16 protein-coding genes are annotated in these 20,256 nt (G+C 63.5%); 12 read left to right on the forward strand and 4 right to left on the reverse strand.

What is annotated here, in order from left to right; genetic code table 11:
- Positions 1-166 precede the first annotated feature (166 nt).
- Positions 167-1,120, reverse strand: a complete 954-nt coding sequence (locus tag ACFJIU_RS06870) for a helix-turn-helix domain-containing protein (protein WP_379069117.1) — start codon at positions 1,118-1,120, stop codon at positions 167-169.
- Positions 1,121-1,323: 203 nt separating this feature from the next.
- Between ACFJIU_RS06870 and ACFJIU_RS06875 the strand changes: the two genes are divergently transcribed.
- The 6 genes from ACFJIU_RS06875 to ACFJIU_RS06900 all read left to right on the forward strand — a co-directional run bounded on the left by ACFJIU_RS06875 (position 1,324) and on the right by ACFJIU_RS06900 (position 9,605).
- Positions 1,324-2,181, forward strand: a complete 858-nt coding sequence (locus ACFJIU_RS06875; RefSeq protein ID WP_379069120.1) for a helix-turn-helix domain-containing protein — start codon at positions 1,324-1,326, stop codon at positions 2,179-2,181.
- Between the two features lie 262 nt (positions 2,182-2,443).
- Positions 2,444-4,519, forward strand: a complete 2,076-nt coding sequence (locus tag ACFJIU_RS06880) for a TonB-dependent siderophore receptor (protein WP_379069123.1) — start codon at positions 2,444-2,446, stop codon at positions 4,517-4,519.
- A 39-nt stretch (positions 4,520-4,558) separates the two neighbouring features.
- Positions 4,559-5,356: an ABC transporter ATP-binding protein gene (locus ACFJIU_RS06885; protein WP_379069125.1), complete on the forward strand. Its 798-nt coding sequence runs from the start codon at positions 4,559-4,561 to the stop codon at positions 5,354-5,356.
- Positions 5,346-6,263: an ABC transporter substrate-binding protein gene (locus tag ACFJIU_RS06890; RefSeq protein ID WP_379069128.1), complete on the forward strand. Its 918-nt coding sequence runs from the start codon at positions 5,346-5,348 to the stop codon at positions 6,261-6,263. The genes ACFJIU_RS06885 and ACFJIU_RS06890 overlap by 11 nt, the downstream gene beginning before the upstream one ends.
- Complete coding sequence (fhuB, locus tag ACFJIU_RS06895; protein ID WP_379069131.1) at positions 6,256-8,232, forward strand: Fe(3+)-hydroxamate ABC transporter permease FhuB; 1,977 nt, start codon at positions 6,256-6,258, stop codon at positions 8,230-8,232. Before ACFJIU_RS06890 ends, fhuB begins: the two co-directional genes overlap by 8 nt.
- Positions 8,233-8,696: 464 nt before the next feature.
- Positions 8,697-9,605: a GntR family transcriptional regulator gene (locus ACFJIU_RS06900; RefSeq protein ID WP_379069134.1), complete on the forward strand. Its 909-nt coding sequence runs from the start codon at positions 8,697-8,699 to the stop codon at positions 9,603-9,605.
- 9 nt (positions 9,606-9,614) lie between these two features.
- Here the strand turns inward: ACFJIU_RS06900 and ACFJIU_RS06905 are convergent, their stop codons facing one another.
- Complete coding sequence (locus ACFJIU_RS06905) at positions 9,615-11,834, reverse strand: N,N-dimethylformamidase beta subunit family domain-containing protein (protein ID WP_379069136.1); 2,220 nt, start codon at positions 11,832-11,834, stop codon at positions 9,615-9,617.
- Between the two features lie 10 nt (positions 11,835-11,844).
- Positions 11,845-12,153, reverse strand: coding sequence for a hypothetical protein (locus tag ACFJIU_RS06910; protein ID WP_379069139.1), 309 nt, complete (start codon positions 12,151-12,153; stop codon positions 11,845-11,847).
- Between the two features lie 208 nt (positions 12,154-12,361).
- Between ACFJIU_RS06910 and ACFJIU_RS06915 the strand changes: the two genes are divergently transcribed.
- From ACFJIU_RS06915 to ACFJIU_RS06940, 6 genes are all read left to right on the forward strand, one after another.
- Positions 12,362-13,738: an aminotransferase gene (locus ACFJIU_RS06915; RefSeq protein WP_379069142.1), complete on the forward strand. Its 1,377-nt coding sequence runs from the start codon at positions 12,362-12,364 to the stop codon at positions 13,736-13,738.
- A gap of 190 nt (positions 13,739-13,928) precedes the next feature.
- On the forward strand, positions 13,929-15,254 hold the full coding sequence (locus tag ACFJIU_RS06920; RefSeq protein ID WP_379069144.1) for an APC family permease: 1,326 nt from the start codon (positions 13,929-13,931) through the stop codon (positions 15,252-15,254).
- Positions 15,255-15,332: 78 nt separating this feature from the next.
- Positions 15,333-15,743 carry a hypothetical protein gene (locus tag ACFJIU_RS06925; protein WP_379069147.1) on the forward strand — a complete coding sequence of 137 codons (411 nt, stop codon included), beginning with the start codon at positions 15,333-15,335 and terminating at the stop codon, positions 15,741-15,743.
- Complete coding sequence (locus ACFJIU_RS06930) at positions 15,740-16,762, forward strand: APC family permease (RefSeq protein WP_379069150.1); 1,023 nt, start codon at positions 15,740-15,742, stop codon at positions 16,760-16,762. The genes ACFJIU_RS06925 and ACFJIU_RS06930 overlap by 4 nt, the downstream gene beginning before the upstream one ends.
- A gap of 113 nt (positions 16,763-16,875) precedes the next feature.
- On the forward strand, positions 16,876-18,240 hold the full coding sequence (locus ACFJIU_RS06935) for a glutamine synthetase family protein (RefSeq protein WP_379072994.1): 1,365 nt from the start codon (positions 16,876-16,878) through the stop codon (positions 18,238-18,240).
- 129 nt (positions 18,241-18,369) lie between these two features.
- Entirely contained in the window at positions 18,370-19,083 is a 714-nt protein-coding gene (locus ACFJIU_RS06940; protein ID WP_379069153.1) for a hypothetical protein, read from the forward strand.
- Positions 19,084-19,118: 35 nt separating this feature from the next.
- Here ACFJIU_RS06940 and ACFJIU_RS06945 read toward each other — a convergent pair whose 3' ends face one another.
- Positions 19,119-20,120: an alpha/beta fold hydrolase gene (locus ACFJIU_RS06945; RefSeq protein ID WP_379069156.1), complete on the reverse strand. Its 1,002-nt coding sequence runs from the start codon at positions 20,118-20,120 to the stop codon at positions 19,119-19,121.
- Positions 20,121-20,256: the final 136 nt, after the last annotated feature.

Below are 20,256 nucleotides of genomic sequence, written 5' to 3' on the forward strand. Positions count from 1 at the left end.
ACTTGGCGTCCCCCGAATTCGGGTGTGACGCCGATATGCATGCTAGCAGTTGCTGGCCGGGGCTCTAGCGCTCCTGCTGCATGATTCCTGTACTTTCATGCAAGATGGCCGTGCGTTTGCGACGTTTTTGCGTTGCACAATGGATCAAAAGTCCGTTTGCGCCTGGTTACACGTCGCGCTTCGAAAGGCGATGCGAAGCCATCTTGCGGTACTGGGAAGGCGTCATGTGGTGCTGGCGCAAGAACGTCCGATTGAAGTTCGAGATGTTCAGGTAACCGACCTCGAAGCAGATCTCGGTGACGGGCATGTCCGACTGCGCCAGCAGCTGGGTGGCTTTCCAGATGCGCAGCTTGTTGATGTGATCGGTGAAGGTGTGGCCGCTGTTTCTCTTGAAGAAGCGGGAAAAGGAGCTCTCGCTCATTCCGGCCAGCGCGGCCATGTCGGGCAGGCGGATTTCGTGGCCGATATTGGCCAGGATGTGGGAGAACACCCGCTGCAGCGTGTCGGCCGAACCGTATTCGAGGTCGGGCGAGAACGTCTGCGACGACAGGACATGGTATTCGTGCGACCGTTGCAGCACGTCGAGCAGGCCGAGGAATGCGGAAAGCTTGGCGATGCCCGACAATGGTTCCATGTCATGGATCATCCTGGTGGCGCGCTCACGGGTGCCGGAATGGAAGCTGAGACCGCGCTCCGCTCTTTTCAGGAATTCCGCGCAGTTTCCCAGTTCCGGCAGCAGGGTGGCTGCGTCGCGCAGCTTGTCCGGGTGGAACTGGATGACGATATCCCGGCCTTCGATGAGCTCGCCCGGCTGCACCTGCGTGACCCAGTCGTGTGGAAGATTGCTGCCGACGACGGTCAGTTCGCCTGGGCCGAATTCGCCGATGTGATCACCGACCAGCAGCAGGCCCGACGCGTTGGTGATCAGATGGATCTCGATCTCGGGATGGAAGTTCCAGACATTCCGCACCCAGGGATAGTCATCCTTGCGCCAGAGGAAGGTTTCGTCGGCGCTTGTGAGCACGTATTCGAAAGAGGCCTGGCCGGCCAGTCGCATCGTCAGTTCCCGGTTCTCGTGGTTGGCTGCTGCTTGTGGTTCGGTGATGCGTCCTTTGAACACGAAAAGGACTGTCGTCGTTTTGTGCGGCCCTTGTCCAGCCCGCACCCGCTATTGCCGGGAAAGGGCAGCCAGACGGGCGTCGCGCAAATTCAATCAACGCTTGCTGTTAAAATATGAGTAATGTACTCATGAATCTTCGACAATCTCATCCCTGATGCCGAAGGATGGGGGCAGGTTTGAACTTCCGCCCGAAAATGCACGCCATGGTCCACGGTTTTGCCGTGGTCGACAATCTGAAATGGCGCGCCTGGGACGACGTGGTGGCCGATGTCTGGCGCGCCCAGTGCGCGCAGGACGCACAGGGCGACTATGTCTCTCCCGATCCGCGCCTGTTCGTCATGCTTGATCTGAACCCCGGAGGCGTCTTCGTGTTCGATCATCCGGGCGCGGGAACGGCCGGTCGTCATGACGCCGCCGAAACCATGAGCTACGTGCCGGCCGGCATGCCGATGAGTGGCCGTGGCGAGCGGCTGAGGCGGATCAAGCATCTCGATCTGCATTTTTCGGAAGCCGCCGTGACGCGGCGTTTCGGCCGGACCGTCGACCAGGCGCGCCTGTCGACGCCGCGTTTCCAGTTCAGTGATCCGCGGATGGGGCCGCTGGCCCGGGCCATCGCCGACGAATGCACCAACCCGGTCGCGATGCACGGCCTGTTCGGTGCCGGCCTGATCAATGCGCTGCTGGCACTGCTTTTCGACATCCGGGGCGAGGAGGGGCAGCGCAGGTCCGGCCTGTCGCGCAGCCAGCTGCGGCTGGTCACCGAGTTCATCGAAAACAACTGCTTCAGGTCGATCCGGCTCAGCGAGCTGGCCGATCTGGTGCAACTGTCGGAAACGCATCTGAGTCACGCTTTCAAGGCCTCGACCGGGCTGCCGCCGCATCGCTGGCAGATGAAGGCGCGTATCCGCAAGGTTCAGGAAAAACTGCGTCGCGAATCGCTGACCTTGAGCGAGGTGGCGCTGGCGGCGGGTTTTTCCGACCAGGCCCATTTCACGCGCGTATTCAAGGCGGTGGTGGGTCTGACGCCGGCCGAATGGCGCCGCAATGCCGCGCACCAGTGACCGCTGTTCAGGCCGCCTGTTTTTCAGTCAGGAATCGACAATTCACCGCAAGAAGGTCCAAGCCACCGCAAGATAAGATGAGTTATTAACTCAACTTAATAGCTCAACCGAATTGAAAGCCCTTTCCAGTGCGAAAGGCGAGGTGGCGTGGGGGTCTGCATGGCACGTATTCAACTTACATTGCTCGGCGCTTCGGGTTTGGCGGTTGTCGCCTCGTTCGGGGCCGGTTCTTGCCCAGCAATCCACCCAGCTGGAAAAGATCGTGCTCCAGGGCGAGGGCGGCGAACAGACAGGGGGCCGTTCGGCTGCCGTCGGCAAGGTCAAGGGCGTCGTCGCCAAGGCCACCACGACCGGATCAAAGACTGCCACCGATATCAAGGAAATCCCGCAGTCGGTGTCCGTCATCGGCCGGGAGGAGATCGACGAGCAGGGCGCGCAGAAGGCCGACGAGGCGCTGCGTTACACCGCAGGCGTGTTCGCGCAGCCCTTCGGGCCGGACAGCGACACCAACTGGATGTTCATCCGCGGCTTCCAGGCCACGGCGACCGGAACCTACATGGATGGGCTGCAGCTGTTCAGCCATGCCTTCGGCGGGTTCTATGTCGATCCGTTCAGCCTCGAGCGCATTGAGGTTCTGAAGGGGCCGGCCTCCGTGCTCTACGGCGGCTCGAATCCAGGCGGCGTCATCAACTATGTCAGCAAGCGTCCCGATTTCGAGACACGGCGTTATGTCGAGACAGGCATCAACGATGCCGGCAACGCCTATCTCGGTGTCGATCTCGGCGGCATTTCAGCCAACAGTGTGCTGAGCTACCGGGTGCTCGGCAAGATTGCCGGCGGCAATACCTATTCCGATCTCCAGGACGGCTGGCGCGGCTTCATCTCGCCGAGCCTGACATGGAAGCCGGACGAGCAGACCAGCCTGACCATCCTGGCCAACTACAGCCATATCGACGAGACCCACAATGGCGGCTCCTTCCTGCCCTATCAGGGTACCGTCGTCGACCGCATCGTCGGCGGGATCAATTATGGCCGCATCCCGCGCGACGCCAACTACACCGAGCCGGATGTCGATACCTACCAGCGCCGGCAGGGCGCGCTGGGCTACGAGTTCGAGCATACCTTCGACAGCGACTGGACGATCCGCTCCAACGCCCGCTTCAACGCGGCAAACGTCAAGGAGGTCAGCATCTATCCGAATGGATGGGCGGGGCCGACCACGCTCGACCGCATCAATTTCGGTCATGACTCGGATGTCACTTCATTCCTGCTCGACAACCAGGTCGAGGGCAAGTTCGATACCGGCGGTATCGAACATCGGCTGCTGGCGGGCATCGACTACAAATTCTACAACATCGACCAGGTGCAATCGTCGGCGCTGTTCGGCACGACGCCGCCCATCGACGCCTTCAATCCGGTCTACGGCGTCGGGCTGACGCCAAGGGTCAGCTATCTCAACCAGGATCTAAGCCAGCAGCAGCTGGGCCTCTATGTGCAGGATCAGCTGCGCTTCGGTGGCGGCTGGATCGCCACCCTGAACGGCCGCTACGACCGCGGCTGGCTGAGCGTGCACGACCGGCCGAACTTCTATGCGCCGACGCTGGACGCTACCCAGAAACGCAGCGACGGCTCTTTCTCGGGGCGCGCCGGTCTCGCCTATGAATTCGACAACGGGCTGACGCCCTATGCCAGCGTGGCTACCTTCTTCAATCCGCTCATCGGTACCAATGCCTCGGGCAAGCTGTTCGAGCCGGAAGACGGCATCCAGTACGAAGCCGGCATCAAATACGCGCCGACCTTCGTCGACGGCCTGTTCACGCTGTCGGTGTTCGACCTGACCCGGCGCAACGTGCAGTCCAACCTGACGCCCTTCACCTATGTCCAGACCGGCGAAGTGCGCTCGCGTGGCGTCGAACTGGAAGGCAAGGTCAATGTCACCGAGGATCTCAAGGTCACCGCGGCGCTGACCGCTTACAATATCGAGGTCACCAAGGACGAGGATGCGACCATCATCGGCAAGCGGCCTTTCATCGTGCCGGAGGTGATGGCCTCGGCCAAGGCCGACTACACTTTCCGCGGCGGCTGGTATGACGGCATTTCCGTCGGCGGCGGCCTGCGTTATGTCGGCTCGTCCTGGGCCGACAACCAGAACACGCTGAAGGTTCCGGCCGCGACCCTGGTCGATCTGAAGCTCGGCTATGAGAAGGACAATTGGGGTATAGACCTCAATGTGACCAATGTGTTCGACAAGGCCTACGTGTCGAGCTGCCAGGGCGCCCTGGTCTGCAGCTACGGCGAGGGCCGCGCCTTCAAGCTGAAGGCGCATACAAGCTGGTAGTCGCCGGAGGCGACTGCCGCCGTTATGGGGAATGACGTCATGGATGCAGCAAACAATGCCGACCTGCATCTCTACGATGTCGAGGGCGTCTCCTTTGCTGCCGGCGGACGCACCATCCTGTCCCCGCTCAGCATGACGCTTCAACCCGGGCGTTTCTACGGCCTGGTCGGACCGAACGGGTCGGGCAAGAGCACGCTGCTGAAACTTTTGGCGCGCCAGCAGGATCCGGCCGCCGGCTCGATCCGGCTTTCAGGCAGGCCGCTCGAAACCTACGGCACCCGCGATTTCGCCCGCTGCGTCGCCTACATGCCGCAGTTCACGCCGCCGGCAGAAGGCATGAATGTGCGTGAACTGGCCAGCCTCGGCCGGTTTCCGTGGCATGGCGCACTCGGTCGTTTCGGCGCCGATGACGAGGACAAGGTCACCCGCGCCCTGGCGCAGACGTCGCTCACCGCCCTTGCCGGACGCATGGTCGACAGCCTGTCGGGGGGAGAGAGGCAGCGCGCCTGGCTTGCGATGATGCTGGCGCAGGACACACGCTGCCTGCTGCTCGACGAGCCGACCTCGGCGCTCGACCTCGCGCATCAGGTCGAGATCCTGGCGCTGGTGCGCGAACTCAGCCGCAGGCAGGGTCTCGCCGTGGTTGCAGTGTTGCACGACATCAACATGGCGGCATCGTTCTGCGACGAGCTGATCGCACTGTGCGAAGGCCGGATCGTCGCACGCGGCACGCCCGAGCTGATCCTGGAGCCCGCGATGCTGGACAGCATCTATGGTTTGGCGATGGGCATAACCAGGCATCCGCAAACCGGTGCGCCGATCAGCTATGTCCTCTAGACGCGATGGCCAATCGGCAGGCGTGTCAGCTTTGCCCTGTCTCGACAGGCGAGCTTTCCTGGCCCTGGCCACCTCGGCCCTGCTGCCGCAACCGGCATCCGCGGCACAGCCGCGCATCGCCGTCATCGACTGGGGGCTGCTTGAAACGGCGCTGGCGATCGGTGCCGTGCCGGCCGCCGCGACGGAGCTGAAGCAGTTTGCCCGCATCGCCGTGGAACCGGCGGTGCCGGCAGGCGTCGTCGATCTCGGCCTGAGGGGTTCACCGAACTACGAGCTGCTGCGCGCAATCGCCCCCGACCTGATCCTGATATCCGGCTTCTATGAATATCAGCGCCCCTCGCTGGAGCGCATCGCTCCGGTGCTGGCGTTGCCGATCTATGAAGCCGGCAAGCCGCCTTACCCGCTGGCGCAGTTATCGACACTGGCACTCGGCGAACGCGTCGGGCTCAGGCCCCAGGCCGAGCGCTATGTCGCCGAGACGACCACGGAACTGGAGAGGCGGCGCCTGGCCCTGCGGTCTTTCGCGTCACGTCCCGCCTTTCTGATCAGCCTCGGTGATGCCCGCCATTTCCGCGCCTTCGGTGCGGACTCCATGCCGGGCGACGTACTGGCGCGGCTGGGCATCGGCAACGCCTGGAAGGATGACACCAGTTACAGCGCGGCGGCGCCGGTCGGCATCGAGGCGCTTGCCCGCGTCCCGGAAGCCTCGATCATCGTCCTTGCGCCTCTGCCGGCGGAGGTCAGCCGCGGTCTGCCCGACAATGCGCTGTGGAACGCCCTGCCAGCTGTCCGCGAAGGGCGTGTCGCGGTGCTCGATCCGGTCAACCATTTTGGCGGCCTGCCATCGGCGCGGCGCTTCGCGCGTCTGCTGGCCGATGCCACGGCACGGGGGCCGGATCATGGCTAGCCGCGTGCCAATACCGATCCTGCTGTGGGGCGGGCTCGGGCTTTTCGCCTGCGCGCTCTTCGGCCGGAAGGTCGCGGCGCAGTGGTCCGGGCTGCACTCGGGGCAGGCTGTGGATCTCGATCGCGTCATTCTGTTCTACAGCCTGCTGCCACGGGCTGCGGTCGCTTTGCTTGCCGGCGCGGCGCTCGGGCTTTCAGGCCTGCTGCTGCAGCGCATACTGCGCAATCCGCTGGCCGAACCCTCGACGCTGGGCATTTCGGCCGGCGCGCAGCTGGCCCTGGCGCTGGCAACGCTCTACACGCCCGCCCTGATCGAGCATTCATCCGCCGGGGTGGCCTTTGCCGGTGGTACGCTCGCCGTAGCAATGATCCTTGCCCTGACCTGGCGGCGCGGGCTTGAACCTGTCTCGGTCGTGCTGGCCGGCATGATGGTGGCACTGACAGCCAATGCCGCCGGTGCCGCGCTGATCCTGGCCAATGGCGACTATCTGTTTTCGCTGTTCATCTGGGGCGGCGGCTCGCTCGTCCAGCAGGGCTGGGATCCCGCCATCGCCATCGGCTGGCGGCTTGCCGTCGGCCTTGCCGCGGCCGTTCTGCTCATGCGGCCACTTGCCATTCTCGGCCTCGATGATGTCGCGGCACGCGGCCTTGGTCTGTCGCTCAATGCCAGCCGCTTCCTGCTGATCGCGCTGGCGGTCTGGCTGGCGACAACCGTCGTGGCGGAAGTCGGCATCATCGGCTTCGTCGGTCTCGCCGCACCGGTGCTGGCCACCCTGTCCGGCGCCCGTTCGCTGAAGCAGAAGCTGATCGCCGCTCCGCTGATCGGCGCCGTGCTGCTTTGGCTGACGGACGGCCTGGTGCAACTCGCTGCCGGGGCCGGTGGCGAAAGGGTGCCGACAGGTGCCGCGACCGCCTTGCTGGGCGGGCCGCTGCTGCTCTGGTTGTTGCCACGCCTGCGCCTTTTCGAATGGCCTGCGCTCGATCGGCCCGCGCACACGGCCCGCCGTGCTGTCCGCCCCTGGTTCCGCGTCGCCATGCTCGGCATGGCTGGCATCATCGCGCTGGCCGTTGCGCTGCTGCTCGGCCAGGGGCCGCACGGATGGTCACTCGCCGGCGGTGACCTGCTGGCCGATCTGGTGGCGTGGCGCCTGCCGCGCGTCGTCGTCGCAGCGGCCTGCGGCGGCATGCTCGCCGCCGCCGGCGTCGTCATCCAGCGCGTGACCTCCAACCCGCTGGCGAGCCCTGAGGTGCTGGGCATCGGCGCCGGCGCCGGTGCCGGGCTGGCGGCTGTCCTGCTGTTCACGGCAGGCGCGGGTCTCGGCTGGCAACTGGCCGGCTCGACTGCCGGGGCACTCCTGGCGCTCGCCGTGATCCTGGTCATCGCTGCGCGCGGCAATCTCGGCCCCGAACGGCTCCTGTTCGCCGGCATCGCCATGAATGCGCTGTGCAGCGCCGTGCTTGCCGCCGTCATCGCGCTCGGCAACGCGCAGTCCTACAGGCTGCTCGGATGGTTGACCGGCTCCACCATCCAGGCGACCGGGGTGGAGGCGTCGATCGCCGTCTTCGGTCTTGTCCTGATCACAACCCCGCTGCTGCTCGCTGCCCGCTGGCTGGCGATCCTGCCTTTCGGGCCCAATACCGCGCTTGCTCTCGGGCTCTCGGTCCGCCTGGCGCGCAACACGCTGATCCTGCTCGCTGCCTTCGCCAGTGCCGTCGCTGCCCAGTTCGTCGGTCCGCTCAGCTTCGTCGGCCTGATCGCGCCGCACCTGGCCCGCATGATCGGCCTGGATCGACCTCGCCCGCAACTGGCCGGTGCGGTCGTCCTCGGCGCGCTGTTGATGATGCTGTCGGACTGGCTGTCGCGGATGCTCTTCTTCCCCTACCAGCTCCCCGTCGGCCTGTTCGCCTCGCTGCTGGGTGGGGTGTATCTGACCGTCCTGCTGGGCAGGGGCGTCCAGCGGCACGGCTGACCCTGGAGATTTGGTGCCCGCCTGGCACTTTTGTAGGCGATATGCCACCAGGCGGGCTGCTTCCCCGTCGATGTGCACCTTGAGCGTCGAAGCGCGGCGAACATACGTGCTTTGGCGGAAAGGGGTACTGGGTGTTTGGAATTTTTTTGTGTTGGTAAACAGATATAGGCTATGTTGGAGCATCGATTATTGATCGTGTGAATTAAATTTTGAATTTATCACGATGCCTTAAGTAAGCTGTCGAAACGATCTGCACCAAAATATTTCCGTTTGTGTATCAGTTTGCGGGCGAATGATCGTCTTTCTGATAACGAAGCGCCTTCCTTCGCAGGAAAATTTATCCAGTTCTCGTCCGCATCAGGCGCAACAAATGAAAACCATCGGAGCGAGGCCTTTCGATTTGCGCGGCGATAGTCGCGCCATGCGTACTATACGTGCGCAAAACACAATGCTAGCGTCGATGGATGACCGCAGTCTCTCCGCTTCAGGAACGCATCCGCAACCAGCTTCAGGCTGAGTTTTTCACCGGCATCCAGGTTGGCGAGCGCATCAACGAGGCAGAGATCGCCTCGGCGCTGGGCGTCTCGCGCACGCCCGTACGCCAGGCATTGATGCAGTTGCAGCGCGAAGGCATCGTCAGCTACGAGCCGAACCGCGGCTTCAGGCTGGTCGAGGCGGTCCAGCGCGATGCCGAGCAGGCCGGTGCGCTGTCGCTCGATGAAAAGGTGATGCGCGACATGGCGCTGGGCCTGCTGGATGGTGTGATCAGCGAGCGCGCGCTTCTCGGGCGCTATGGCGCGACGCAGGGTGCCCTGACGTCCACCTTGCGTCGCCTGATGCGGGACCAACTGGCCGAACCTTCTCCCGGGCGCGGCTGGATTTTTGCCGATGTCGGGGCGGCCGCGCTGGAAGACGGTTATCGTCTGCGCCAGATCATCGAGCCGGCCGCAATCTTGTCCGACCGCTATCAGGTCGACGAAGCCGCACTCCAGGCGCTCGACGCCGAACATGTGCGGGCCATCGAGGCCATGGAGACCATGGACAGCCGGCGCCTGTTCGAACTCGATGCCAAGTTTCACCTGATGGTTGCCCAGGGCACCGGCTCCGCCAGCCTTGTCGCGGCGATCGCGCGGCAGAACAACATCCGCCGGGTCAACGAATATCTCGGTTTCGGCCGGGCCGAACGCATCCGTCAGTCGATGGTCGAGCATCGTGGAATCATGGCGGCGTTGCGGGCCGCCGAATATCAGGTCGCTGCAGCGCTGATGCGCATGCATCTGCAGACCTCGCGCGAGGAGACCTTCGTCCATCTCGAGGAAGACCTCGAATCCGTGCGCTCCGGCCGCGTTCGCATCGGCGGCGAAGACGGTTGAAGGGGACGCTCAGCCGAACGGCGTCTCGTCGGCAAAGCGGCGGATGACATTCTCGGTGATGGCGGCGATGTGATTGTCGTAGCCGTTCCAGGCCAGGGCACCGGCCCAGGCGATCGAGCCGGTGGAGAAAACGGCACCGCCATCCTGCGTCTCGAAAAACACCATGTCGGCGCGGATGAGGTCGCACTGGGTTCCCGACCATGTCGGGGTCGGATCGAGCAGGTCCTCGGGCGTCATCAGGTAGACGTCGGTGTGCAGCCGCGATGATGCCAGCACCAGCGCGTGCGGCGGCGTGCCGAGGCTGAAATCGGCACGGTCGATCTCGTTGCCGGCGGCGCCGCCACCATTCAGGCCGAAATCGCCGAGGATATCGCCCTGGATGCCGTCAAAGATGAAGGCGGCGCGTGGATCGTGGCTCGACGGATTGCGCAGATAGGGCGACGACAGATCGAACCCCTGCGCCGTCATGCCGACGCCGAACACCTGCTGCGGTGCGCGGCCGATGCGGCGCCACAGGCCGCCAAGTTCGTCGGTGAACTGATGCCAGTAGTTGCCAGTGCCCGGCTCCCAGCCGCGAATGCCGGACTCCGCACGCCGGCACTCGATCACGCCCGGCAACGTCTCGCTGTAGGCGATGCGCCAGTAGAAACCATTGCCGCCGAGATAGGCGACGCGCCCACCCTTGGCCAGGAACCCCTGATAGGCGTCCAGCATGCGGGTGCTTGTATATTCGGGATGGCTGCCGGTGAGCACGGCGCGATAGCCGTCGAAAGCCGCGACGCCCTCACGATCGAGATCCTCGTCGGTCAGCACGTCATAGGCGATGCCGCGATCCTCGAGGAAGCCGAGAATGTGTGTGTCCGCGTTGAATTGCCAGATGTTCGAGCCGGAGCCGCCGATGAAACCCTGCACCCTGGGCTGGAAGTCGAGGATGGGGCGCAGCCTCGATGAATAGAAGACGCCCGAACCGTCATTGTGCACCTCATACATCGACAGGCCGTATTCGGGATGTTCCTGCAGGTGCAGATGATGCCGGTCGAGCTGCAGCAATTGTCCGGCGCCGATCTCGGTCTCCGAGACATCGATGCCGAGACGATGGTTCGCATAGGCCATGTAGCTGGCGGTTGGCAGGACGAAGACGACATCGTTCCTGCTGTGCCTTGCCCGAACGGCAAGCACGACGAAATATTCGGCCTGCGCATCCTCGTGCGAGAACAGCCGTACGGCATAGACACCGCTCTTGAGGTCGGCCGGCAAGGTCACCGTGAAATCGGTCTGCCAGCTGGCGTCGTAGAGATCATCGTCGTGGAAGTGGACCGCGGCATAGCTGGCGGGGTCCTCTGTCCAGCGGTGCAGGCCGCTGCCCCATCCGCAGCCCGAAACGGCCCGGTGCGGCAGGTTGAGGAAACGGCCGTGCAGCCGGTGCGGGCCGCGATCGGAGAAACGATCGCCGCGCATGCCGGCGGCGAAATCCCAGTCTGCCGCCGGCGTCGGCGTCGCCGTCCTGCCGAGTATCGCCTTTACGATGGTTTCGTGCGGATGCACCCCATCATAGATGCGTGGATTCTCGATCTTGCCATTGAAAAAACAGCCGGGAAAACCTTCTTCCGTGTCGGTCGCGCCGAAGCGAAAGGGAGCCTGCGGCGGCGCGGCATGATCGCGGGCGGGCACGCTGGACGAGCCGAGGTCGTCGATATTCGGGAAGCTCTTCACCGGCGTCTGGCTGACGGACAGCCGCCCGCTCTGCATGTCGTAGCTCGCGACGACGACATACCAGGCACGTTCCCGGCAAGGCGTGCCGGAAGCGGCGGTGGTCGCGCGGCCGTCTCCCGTCAGCGTCACCGAGGCCATGGCATCGTCGTCGAGGAAGAGGCAGCAACCATTCTGCGCCGTGCCGGTCGAAACGATCGCCTGCCTGCCTCGCCCCGGCAAAGTCGGCCATATCAGCGCTGCAAGGGTGAAGGAGCCGGACGGGCAGAGCCTGGCCGTCTTCTCGACCAGGCCATGGGAGCCGGTGCGGATTGTCTGCTCGCGTGCCGCAAACGGCCCGCGGAGATCGACCGCGATCAGCTCGTCGCGGTAGCCCGGCCCGTCGGGATTGATGTCGCCCTGGATGATCCGCCTCAGCTCTGCGTCGTATGCAGGCAGGCCGGTCGCGCTGACCTTGATGTCGACCGTTTCGCCGGGAAAGCAGCTGATCCTGTCGGCATAGGCGGTGATCTTGAGCATGAAGGGCTCCTCAGAAGGGAAGTTCTTTTCCGGTCAGCTCGTGCCAGCGGCGGCGAAACACGTCGCGCTCGGCGTCGAGCTGACTGGTGTATTCGACGCCGGAGACGACGCTGACAGGAACGCCGCGGCGTCCCGGCAGTCGCGCCAGCGCCCAGCGGCGACAGGGCTCGATCGTGACCAGCACATATTTGCCGTCGAGCGCGCCGCCGCGCATCAGGTTGAGAACACGCTGAAGACCCGGGCTGTGATAGCCGATCGGACTTTCCATGAATTCGGCGGCATGCGGCAGGTCATCGTCTCCGAGGGTGTATCGCGCCATCTTAAGTGCCTTATACGACGTAAAAGCTCATTTTAGACTCGAGCCTTGTGCGGTGTGGATGCAGGATTTTGCCCGTTTTGTGGGTGCTATCGGCCCGATATGCATATCCCGGATGTCACAATGGCCGGATTTCAAAATTGCATTATTTATTGACAAAGCACATTTTGGCTGGTTTGGTCAATCATCGGATTTCGGAGGAGACGAAAAGATGACCGCAGCAAGCCAGTCGTGGGAGCGGCGCGAGAGCGAAAGCTTCTTTCACACATTCAGTGACCTGCCTTCGTTGAGCGAGGACGGGCCTGTGGTGGTGGAGAGGGGGGAGGGCGCCTACATCGTCGATACCGGCGGCCGCCGCTACTTCGAGGGCAATTCGGGCCTGTGGAACATGACGCTGGGTTTTTCCGAGCGGCGCCTGGCCGACGTTGCGTCCCGCCAGTATGCCGAATTGCCGGGCTATCACACCTTCTTCGGCCGCAACTCCAAGCCGTCGATCGCGCTTGCCGAACGGATGCTGGCGCTGGCGCCGGTGCCGATGAGCCGGGCGTTCTTCACCAATTCAGGCTCGGAAGCCAATGAATCGGTGGTCAAGCTGTTGTGGATGATGTGGGCGTTCGAGGCGCAGCCGCGACGCCGCAAGTTCCTGACCCGCAAGAATGCCTATCACGGTGCGACAGTGATGGCCGCGTCGCTGACGGCCAAGGACTACAACAGGGCGTTCGGCTTGCCGCTGCCCGAAATCGTGGTGCTCGATTGCCCGCACGCCTACCGCTATGCCGCGCCCGGCGAGAGCGACGACGAGTTCTGCGCGCGGCTCGCGGCCAACCTCGAAGCCACGATCCAGGCGGAAGATCCGGAAACCATTGCCGGCATGTTTGCCGAGCCGGTGATGGGGGCCGGGGGCGTCATCGTGCCGCCGAAGAACTATTTCCGGCACATCCAGCCGGTCCTGCGGCGGCACGGCATTCCGCTGGTTGCAGACGAGGTCATCTGCGGATTCGGCCGCACCGGCAATCTTTGGGGAACCGAGACCGTGGCGATGCAGCCGGACATCATGGTGGCCTCCAAGAGCATGTCGGCCGGATATTTCCCAATGGGTGCCGTCATGCTGTCCGAGGACATCGACCGGCGCGCGAAAGCCGCGGCCGAGGCGCTCGAGGAATTTCCGCACGGGTTCACCACCGGTGGGCACCCGGTCGGCTGTGCCGTTTCGCTGGAGGCCATCCGCATCATCACCGAGGAAGGCGTCGTCGATAACATTCGCGATGTCGGCGCGGTGCTCCAGAGCGGTCTGGAGCAGCTTGCCGAACATCCCATGGTCGGCGAGGCGAGGGGTGTCGGGCTGATGGGCGCTCTCGAAATGGTTGCCGACAAGCGAAGCAAGACCCCCTTCGCCGGCCATTTGCGTATCGGCGAACGGATTGCAAAGGCGGCGCGCGAGCGCGGTTTCATCATTCGACCGCTCGGCTCTTCCGTCGTGCTGGCGCCGCCCTTCATTTCGACCGCCGCCGAGATCGTGTCGCTCGTGGCTGCGATGGGAGAAATCCTCGATCTGGTCCACGCCTCGGCCCGCAAGGAGGCGGCCTGACCTCTCGCGTCCAGACCCCAGGCCCGGTCTGGACGTGGTCCAGCGGCGCGCCGCTCCGATCCCTTACGGGACGGCGCGTCGCTGGAACATCAGGACAGCAGGCGCAGGGAACGCGCCCAAACACCAAGACCAAGCCCGGCAAACGGGCGGGAACAGGCCGAAAACGGCTGAAAACAATGGGAACAAGCCAATGACAGACACAAAACCGACGCTGGAGCGGCGCCTCAGCGCGACATCGGCCGCGATGTTCGGCCTTTCCTACATGTCACCCATGGTGGTGATCGCCACATTGGGGGCGATCGCGGTCAAGACCGGCGGCGCCGTCGCACTGGCTTATGTGATCGCCACCGCCGCCATGCTGCTCACGGCCGCCAGCTACGGTTACATGGCGGCACGCAATCCAAAGGCTGGATCGGCGTATACCTATGCGTCCGGCATGTTCGGTCCGATGGCGGGCTTTGCCGTCGGATGGGTGCTGCTGCTCGACTATTTCTTCATCCCGATGGTGATCTGCCTGCTGACGGCCACCGGCCTCTCGACCCTGGCACCTGGCGTGCCGTTCTGGATCTGGGTCGTTGCGGTCGCGGCGCTGTCGACCCTCGTCAACACGCTGGGCATCAGGCTGACCGACCGCATCAACCTGGCGATCATGGCCGTGCAACTGCTGATGGTTCTGGCCCTGATCTATCTCTGCATCCGCTTCGCTCTCGGCACGCCGCAGATCGGCACGCTCGTCTCGACACGCCCGTTCTTCAACGAGGCTACCACCTTGCCCCTGGTGATGGCGGGTGCGGCGGTGGCCTGCTATTCCTTCCTTGGTTTCGACGCGATCTCCACGCTTTCGGAAGAAACCGTCGATCCGCGACGCAACATCCCGCGCGCCATCATGCTGGCCACGTTGCTCGGCGGGGCGATCTTCCTGGCCGCCGCCTACCTCATGATGCTGGTGCATCCCTCGCTCGACTATGCGAGCATCGATACCGCGGCGTATGAGATCGTCGGGCAGATCGGCGGCGAGACGTTCAAGACCGTGTTCACCGTCGTTGTCACCATCGCCTTCTTCGCCGCCGGCCTGTGCGCCCACGCCAGCGCCTCGCGGCTGCTGTATGTGATGGGGCGCGACGCGATCCTGCCGCCCATCGGTTTCGGTTACATCCATCCGTCCTTCAAGACGCCGGTGGTCAACATCGCGGTGGTTGGCGTGGTCATGCTGGGCGCCGCCAGGTTCGATATCGCGACATCGACCTCGTTCATCAACTTCGGCGCCTTCACCGCGTTCTTCGCCGTCAATCTCTGCGTCGTGGCCAGCGTGATGCGCTCGGGCGACGAACCCCGCAACCTCCTCGCCATGCTCCTTGGCCTGGCTGGAGCCGTGTTCTGCGGCTGGCTGTTCTTCAGCCTCGACGGATTGGCTGTCGAACTCGGTCTCGGCTGGCTGGCAGTCGGCTGCCTCTATCTGCTGTTCCGGACACGGGTGCTCACGCGCCCGTTGCCACGCATGGTCGTCGACGTCTGAGGGCCGGCTTCACCTTCACCATCCAGAGCGCCCGTCCGCCGAGGGCTGGCACGCCTCGATCCATCCAGGGAGTCTTCGATGACAGACCATACGGAAAGTGCATCGCCAGGCCTTCAATCCGGCGCGATCCGCATCTGGGAGAGTGTCCTTATCTCCATCGCCTCCTCGGCGCCGGGGCAGGCAACCGCGGTGTCGCTCGGCTTGCTCATTCCGGCCACCGCCTATGCGGGCGGCCTCTCCATCATCGCCACCACCACGGCCATGCTGGCCATCGCCTGGTCCTATCACCGGCTCAACATGTGGCAGCAGAACGCCGGCGGCGCCTATGTCTGGGTCGGCCGCGCCGTCAGTCCTTATCTCGGCTATCTTGTCGGTTGCCTGATGCTGGCCGGATACCTGCTCGGCACGGTCAGCGACATCCTGCCGATCGGCCCGGCGATCCTGACGCTGCTCGGCTTTGCCGACGTCTCCAATGCCGGGGTGAAGTGATTTCGGCGACGCTGCTTGGCGGCATCACGGTGATCTACGCCATCGTCGGCATTCACATGACGGCGCGCTTCCAGACATTCATCTCGCTGGTCGAGCATCTGATCCTGATCAGCTTCTGCGCCGTCGGCGTCTACGTCGTCTTCATCATGAAACGCGCTGGCACGGTCACGCCGACATGGGAATGGCTGTCACCGAAAGGGGTCGGCGGCGCCGGCAGCCTGATCGCCGGCATGATCGTCGCCGTCTATCTCTTCACCGGCTGGGACACGTCGATCTACCTCAACGAAGAGACCGAAAGGCCGGAGGTCAATCCCGGCAAGGCGGCCCTGTGGTCGGTGGCGATCCTCGGTGTCTATTACACGGTGCTGGTGGTGACGCTGCAAGGGGCGGCTTCGCTTGCCGACATCAGCGCCCACCGGGATTCGGCGCTGATCTTCATCGCCCACCAACTTGTCGGCTCGCCGTGGGACAAGGCGATGGCGCTCGCCATCGTGCTGTCGATCCTCGGCACCACCCAGGCCTTCCTGGTCGGCGCTGCCCGTATTTCCTTCGCCATGGCCCGCGACAGGTTGCTGCCCCAGGTTCTCGGCGAGATCAGCCCGAAATACCGCACGCCGGCCAAGGCAACGATCATCTTCGGCATTTCGATGATCGTGGTGACCTGGCTCTACGTCTTCCTGTCGTCGGTAGCCGGCGCCTTCGACACCGTCGTCAGCGTGGTCGGCATCATGTTCGCGCTGTTCTACGCGGTGACCGGCTTCACGGTGACCTGGGCGTTCCGCGCCACCGTGACGTCCAGCCCGCGCAACCTGATCAGCCTCGGCCTGATCCCGGTGCTTGGCGGCGGAGTGCTGCTGGCCATTGCGCTGGTCTCCATTCGCCAGCTCGAGCCGCCGGCATTCTGGTCGCTGATCGCGATCGCCATTGTCAGCTGCGTGATGATGACGGTCGCCAGGTTCGGCGGAGGCGCGGCGTTCTTCCGGACCCGCGCCGCCGAAGTAGGCCCGCAGGCGATCTGACACATCAATTCATCCGCTTTGGAGCATCGCATATGAACTACGATCCTGTGCCGCGTCTCGATCCATCGTCATTTTCCGAGCGCCCTCGGCCTGAAGGGCATTCGCACGCGCCGATCGCCGGGCGGCTGACGCTGAAGCAGCTCGGCCTGGCGATCAGCGACGGCGCGATCGACACGGTGATCGTCGCGATGACCGACATGCAGGGCAGGCTGATCGGCAAGCGCCTGACCGGCAGGTTCTTTCTGGAGACCGGTGCTGGTCGGCAGCTGTTCTGCGACTACTTCCTGGCCACCGACATGGAGATGACGCTGGTGCCCGGGTATGACAGCGCCTCCTGGGAGAAGGGTTATGGCGATTTCGCGCTGGTGCCCGACCTGTCCACGACGCGCGCCATTCCGTGGCTGGAAAAGACGGCGATCGTCCTGGCCGATGTCACAAGCCGCGACGGCGTCACGCTGCATCATTCGCCGCGCCAGATGTTGCGTCGCCAGTTGCAGCGACTGGCCGACATCGGGCTTGCCGCGGATATGGCTGCCGAACTCGAATTCTATCTGTTCAACCAGACCTTCGACGAGGCGCGGGCGGGAAAATACCAGGATCTCAAATTCTCCAGCTGGTATCCGGAGGATGGCCATATCTTCCAGACCAGCAAGGACGAGCCCTATATCCGCGCGATCCGCATCCTGATGGAGCAGGCGGACATTCCGGTCGAGGGCTCCAAGGCCGAATGCAGTCCCGGCCAGCAGGAAATCAACCTGCAATATGCCGGGGCGCTGGAGACATGCGACCGCCTCGTCCTCTACAAGAATGGCTGCAAGGAGATCGCCCACCGGATGGGCAAGGCCGTCAGCTTCATGCCGAAGCTGGACGAGAAGCTGTCCGGCAGCTCATGCCATGTCCATATCTCGCTCAGCGACATCGCCAGCGGCGCCTCGGCCTTTCATGATCCGTCCGCTGCCAATGGCATGTCGGCTACGTTCCGGCATTTCCTCGCCGGCGCCATCGCACATGCGCCGGCCGCGACCTTCTTCTATGCGCCCAACATCAATTCCTACAAACGCTTCACCGAGGGCACGTTCGCGCCGACACGACTGGCCTGGTCGGTCGACAACCGCACGACGGCTTTCCGTGTGCTCGGGCACGGCGCGTCGCTGCGCTTCGAATGCCGGATTCCGGGCGCCGACGCCAATCCCTATCTTGCCTTCGCGGCGCTGATCGCCGGCGGGCTGGCGGGCATCGAGAACAGGCTGGAACTGGACGCCGAACATGTCGGCGATGCCTATGGCGCGATTGCGGCGCCACGTGTTCCGAGGACGATGGCCGACGCGCTGCGGCATCTGGAAACATCGCAGGTGATGCGGACCGGTCTGGGCGACGGCGTCGTCGACCACTACCTGCATTGCGGCCGCTGGGAACTCGGCGCATTCGAGACAGCCGTTACCGATTGGGAACGGATCCGTCTCTTCGAGAGGTGCTGATTGCGGCAGGCGAATTGGACACGGCGACGCGTCGATGCCGATTGACGCCTCATCCCTGGTTCGTCATGAAGCTATTGGTTCGGGAACGCAGTTTCCAAAGACCAAAATATCTGCGCTAGCGTGGGTCAAATGCAGGCCCAAAAATCGATGTCCAGAAATGAATTGAAGGATCATCTGTCGACGCTCGACGCGTCTGACCTGATGGAAAAGGCAAACTACGAAGAGGGTGATGACGGCGTAAGCTACGAAGCGACCTGGGTTCTCATCGGCAGGTGGCGGGAAGGGGAAGACCTGCAGTTTCTCGTCGATCTCCTGGAGTCCGGACAATCCCGAGATCGAAGTTCCGGAGCATATTATCTCGGCGAAGTTGGTCCGGTGAACGGGCTGAAAGCAGCCGTTACAAAGCTCGCGGATGATCCGCTATCAGCCTGCCGGCGCGCCTTCGTCGAGTACGTGACGTATTCCGATGACTACGATGAAGCGATTGCTTCTGGGTTGGCCAGCTGTCTGTGTGATCTGCACCTTGGCGTAAGGTTGGAAGCCATAAGGTGGGCTGCTCGGACCTCCGACGAACGGTTCGAGGATTTTTCGAAGAGAGTTCGATCTGGAGCGGGGTCGTACGTGCCCAGATTTCCCAATCCGTCCAGTGCCGATTTTTGGAATGAAGCGATTGCGAGACGTTCCGTCAGGGCCATAGAGATTATCTGCTGCATTCGGTCTGGCATGCCAGCTGCTGAGATAGCTGCAAATTTCCCCCAGGAAGACAGCTTGATTTTTGAAAGTCTCGTTTTCCGTGAGAAGAGAACGGAAAGATTTGCTGTGTCTAAGACGTCGGCCGAATGAACAGCATCGATTGATTTACCTGAAGTCGTGGACGTTCAGTCCTTGCCGTCATCGGCTATTCTTTTCTCCACCGAGCGCGCGATCGCTTCCAGATCCTGCTTGCGGCCGGCGACCCGTTCGATGGCGGCGACGACGAGATCGCCGGCGACGTAGTCCGGCTTGTGGCCCAGATTGTGGACGACGATCAGTTGCGAGCCGCGTATGTCGCGGGCGAGGTGACGCGAGTGGATTTCGGGCGAGACGATCTTGTCGGCATCGCCCGTTATGATGACTGTCGGCGCCTTGATGTCGGGATAGTCGCGGCTGGCGACCTTGGCCCAGTCGCTGAGCGCGGCGATCTCCTGCGCGTTGTGTCGGAAACGGCCCGGGCTGATCGCCTGCAATGCATGGGTTTTCCTGACATAGTCATCGGGACGGCGGTTGGGCGCGAACACGGCGTCCGCTGCACCTTCGATCGCCGCGAAACCGAGCGGCGGGACCACCAGTGCGCTGAAGACATGACCGATGACCGGGGTCCGGGCGATGTCGTAATACCAGTCGATGCCGGTCGACCAAGGATAGACGGCTGGTGAAAGGAAAACGAGGCCGACCACCTTTTCAGGGTGGCGAACGGCGAAAGCGGCGGCAATCGCCCCGCCGAACGAATGCCCGACGATGACGGCCCTGTCGATGCCGCGCCTTTCCATCAGCACCGAGATCGCATCGGCCTGGCCATAGGGGAGGATGTTCCGTGCGCCGCCTGTGTCAGATGCGCCATGGCCCGGGCGGTCCACGAACAGCAGGGCGGCTCTTCCCTCCAGCCTGTCGCGGAAGCACAGCAGCTGATCATACAGGCTGCTGCTGGCGCCATGGATGAACACGATCGGCGGCAGGTCCGCCCGCGCGCCGGGCTGAAGCAGGACGCTGTTCAGCTTGTAGCCACCGACATCGATCCGCACCGCCTCGACCTCGCTGGCGACGCCACGATGTGCGGGCATGGCCAGAGACACAGCCAGTCCCATCAGCAGCAGCGGTTGCATGAAAGAACGAAAATCCATTCACGAGATCCGATCGGGGCGTCTGTGGGATGTATTCGGCGACGCAGAGGACATTTGGCGACTATACGCCGGAAATGCCCGATCGGATCAAAGCTGGAGCGGGTAGCGGGAATCGAACCCGCGCGTTCAGCTTGGG

The organism is Mesorhizobium sp. UC74_2 (assembly GCF_042701485.1).
In the GTDB taxonomy this organism is placed as follows: domain Bacteria; phylum Pseudomonadota; class Alphaproteobacteria; order Rhizobiales; family Rhizobiaceae; genus Mesorhizobium.

Excerpts from the sequence above, each read along its gene's own strand:
- ACFJIU_RS06925 (WP_379069147.1), top strand. The coding sequence starts at position 15,333 with ATGACAGACCATACGGAAAGTGCATCGCCAGGCCTTCAATCCGGCGCG.
- ACFJIU_RS06910 (WP_379069139.1), bottom strand. The coding sequence starts at position 12,153 with ATGGCGCGATACACCCTCGGAGACGATGACCTGCCGCATGCCGCCGAA.
- ACFJIU_RS06875 (WP_379069120.1), top strand. The coding sequence starts at position 1,324 with ATGGTCCACGGTTTTGCCGTGGTCGACAATCTGAAATGGCGCGCCTGG.
- ACFJIU_RS06890 (WP_379069128.1), top strand. The coding sequence starts at position 5,346 with ATGTCCTCTAGACGCGATGGCCAATCGGCAGGCGTGTCAGCTTTGCCC.
- ACFJIU_RS06945 (WP_379069156.1), bottom strand. The coding sequence starts at position 20,120 with ATGGATTTTCGTTCTTTCATGCAACCGCTGCTGCTGATGGGACTGGCT.
- ACFJIU_RS06905 (WP_379069136.1), bottom strand. The coding sequence starts at position 11,834 with ATGCTCAAGATCACCGCCTATGCCGACAGGATCAGCTGCTTTCCCGGC.
- ACFJIU_RS06900 (WP_379069134.1), top strand. The coding sequence starts at position 8,697 with ATGACCGCAGTCTCTCCGCTTCAGGAACGCATCCGCAACCAGCTTCAG.
- ACFJIU_RS06885 (WP_379069125.1), top strand. The coding sequence starts at position 4,559 with ATGGATGCAGCAAACAATGCCGACCTGCATCTCTACGATGTCGAGGGC.
- ACFJIU_RS06920 (WP_379069144.1), top strand. The coding sequence starts at position 13,929 with ATGACAGACACAAAACCGACGCTGGAGCGGCGCCTCAGCGCGACATCG.
- ACFJIU_RS06915 (WP_379069142.1), top strand. The coding sequence starts at position 12,362 with ATGACCGCAGCAAGCCAGTCGTGGGAGCGGCGCGAGAGCGAAAGCTTC.
- fhuB (WP_379069131.1), top strand. The coding sequence starts at position 6,256 with ATGGCTAGCCGCGTGCCAATACCGATCCTGCTGTGGGGCGGGCTCGGG.
- ACFJIU_RS06940 (WP_379069153.1), top strand. The coding sequence starts at position 18,370 with ATGCAGGCCCAAAAATCGATGTCCAGAAATGAATTGAAGGATCATCTG.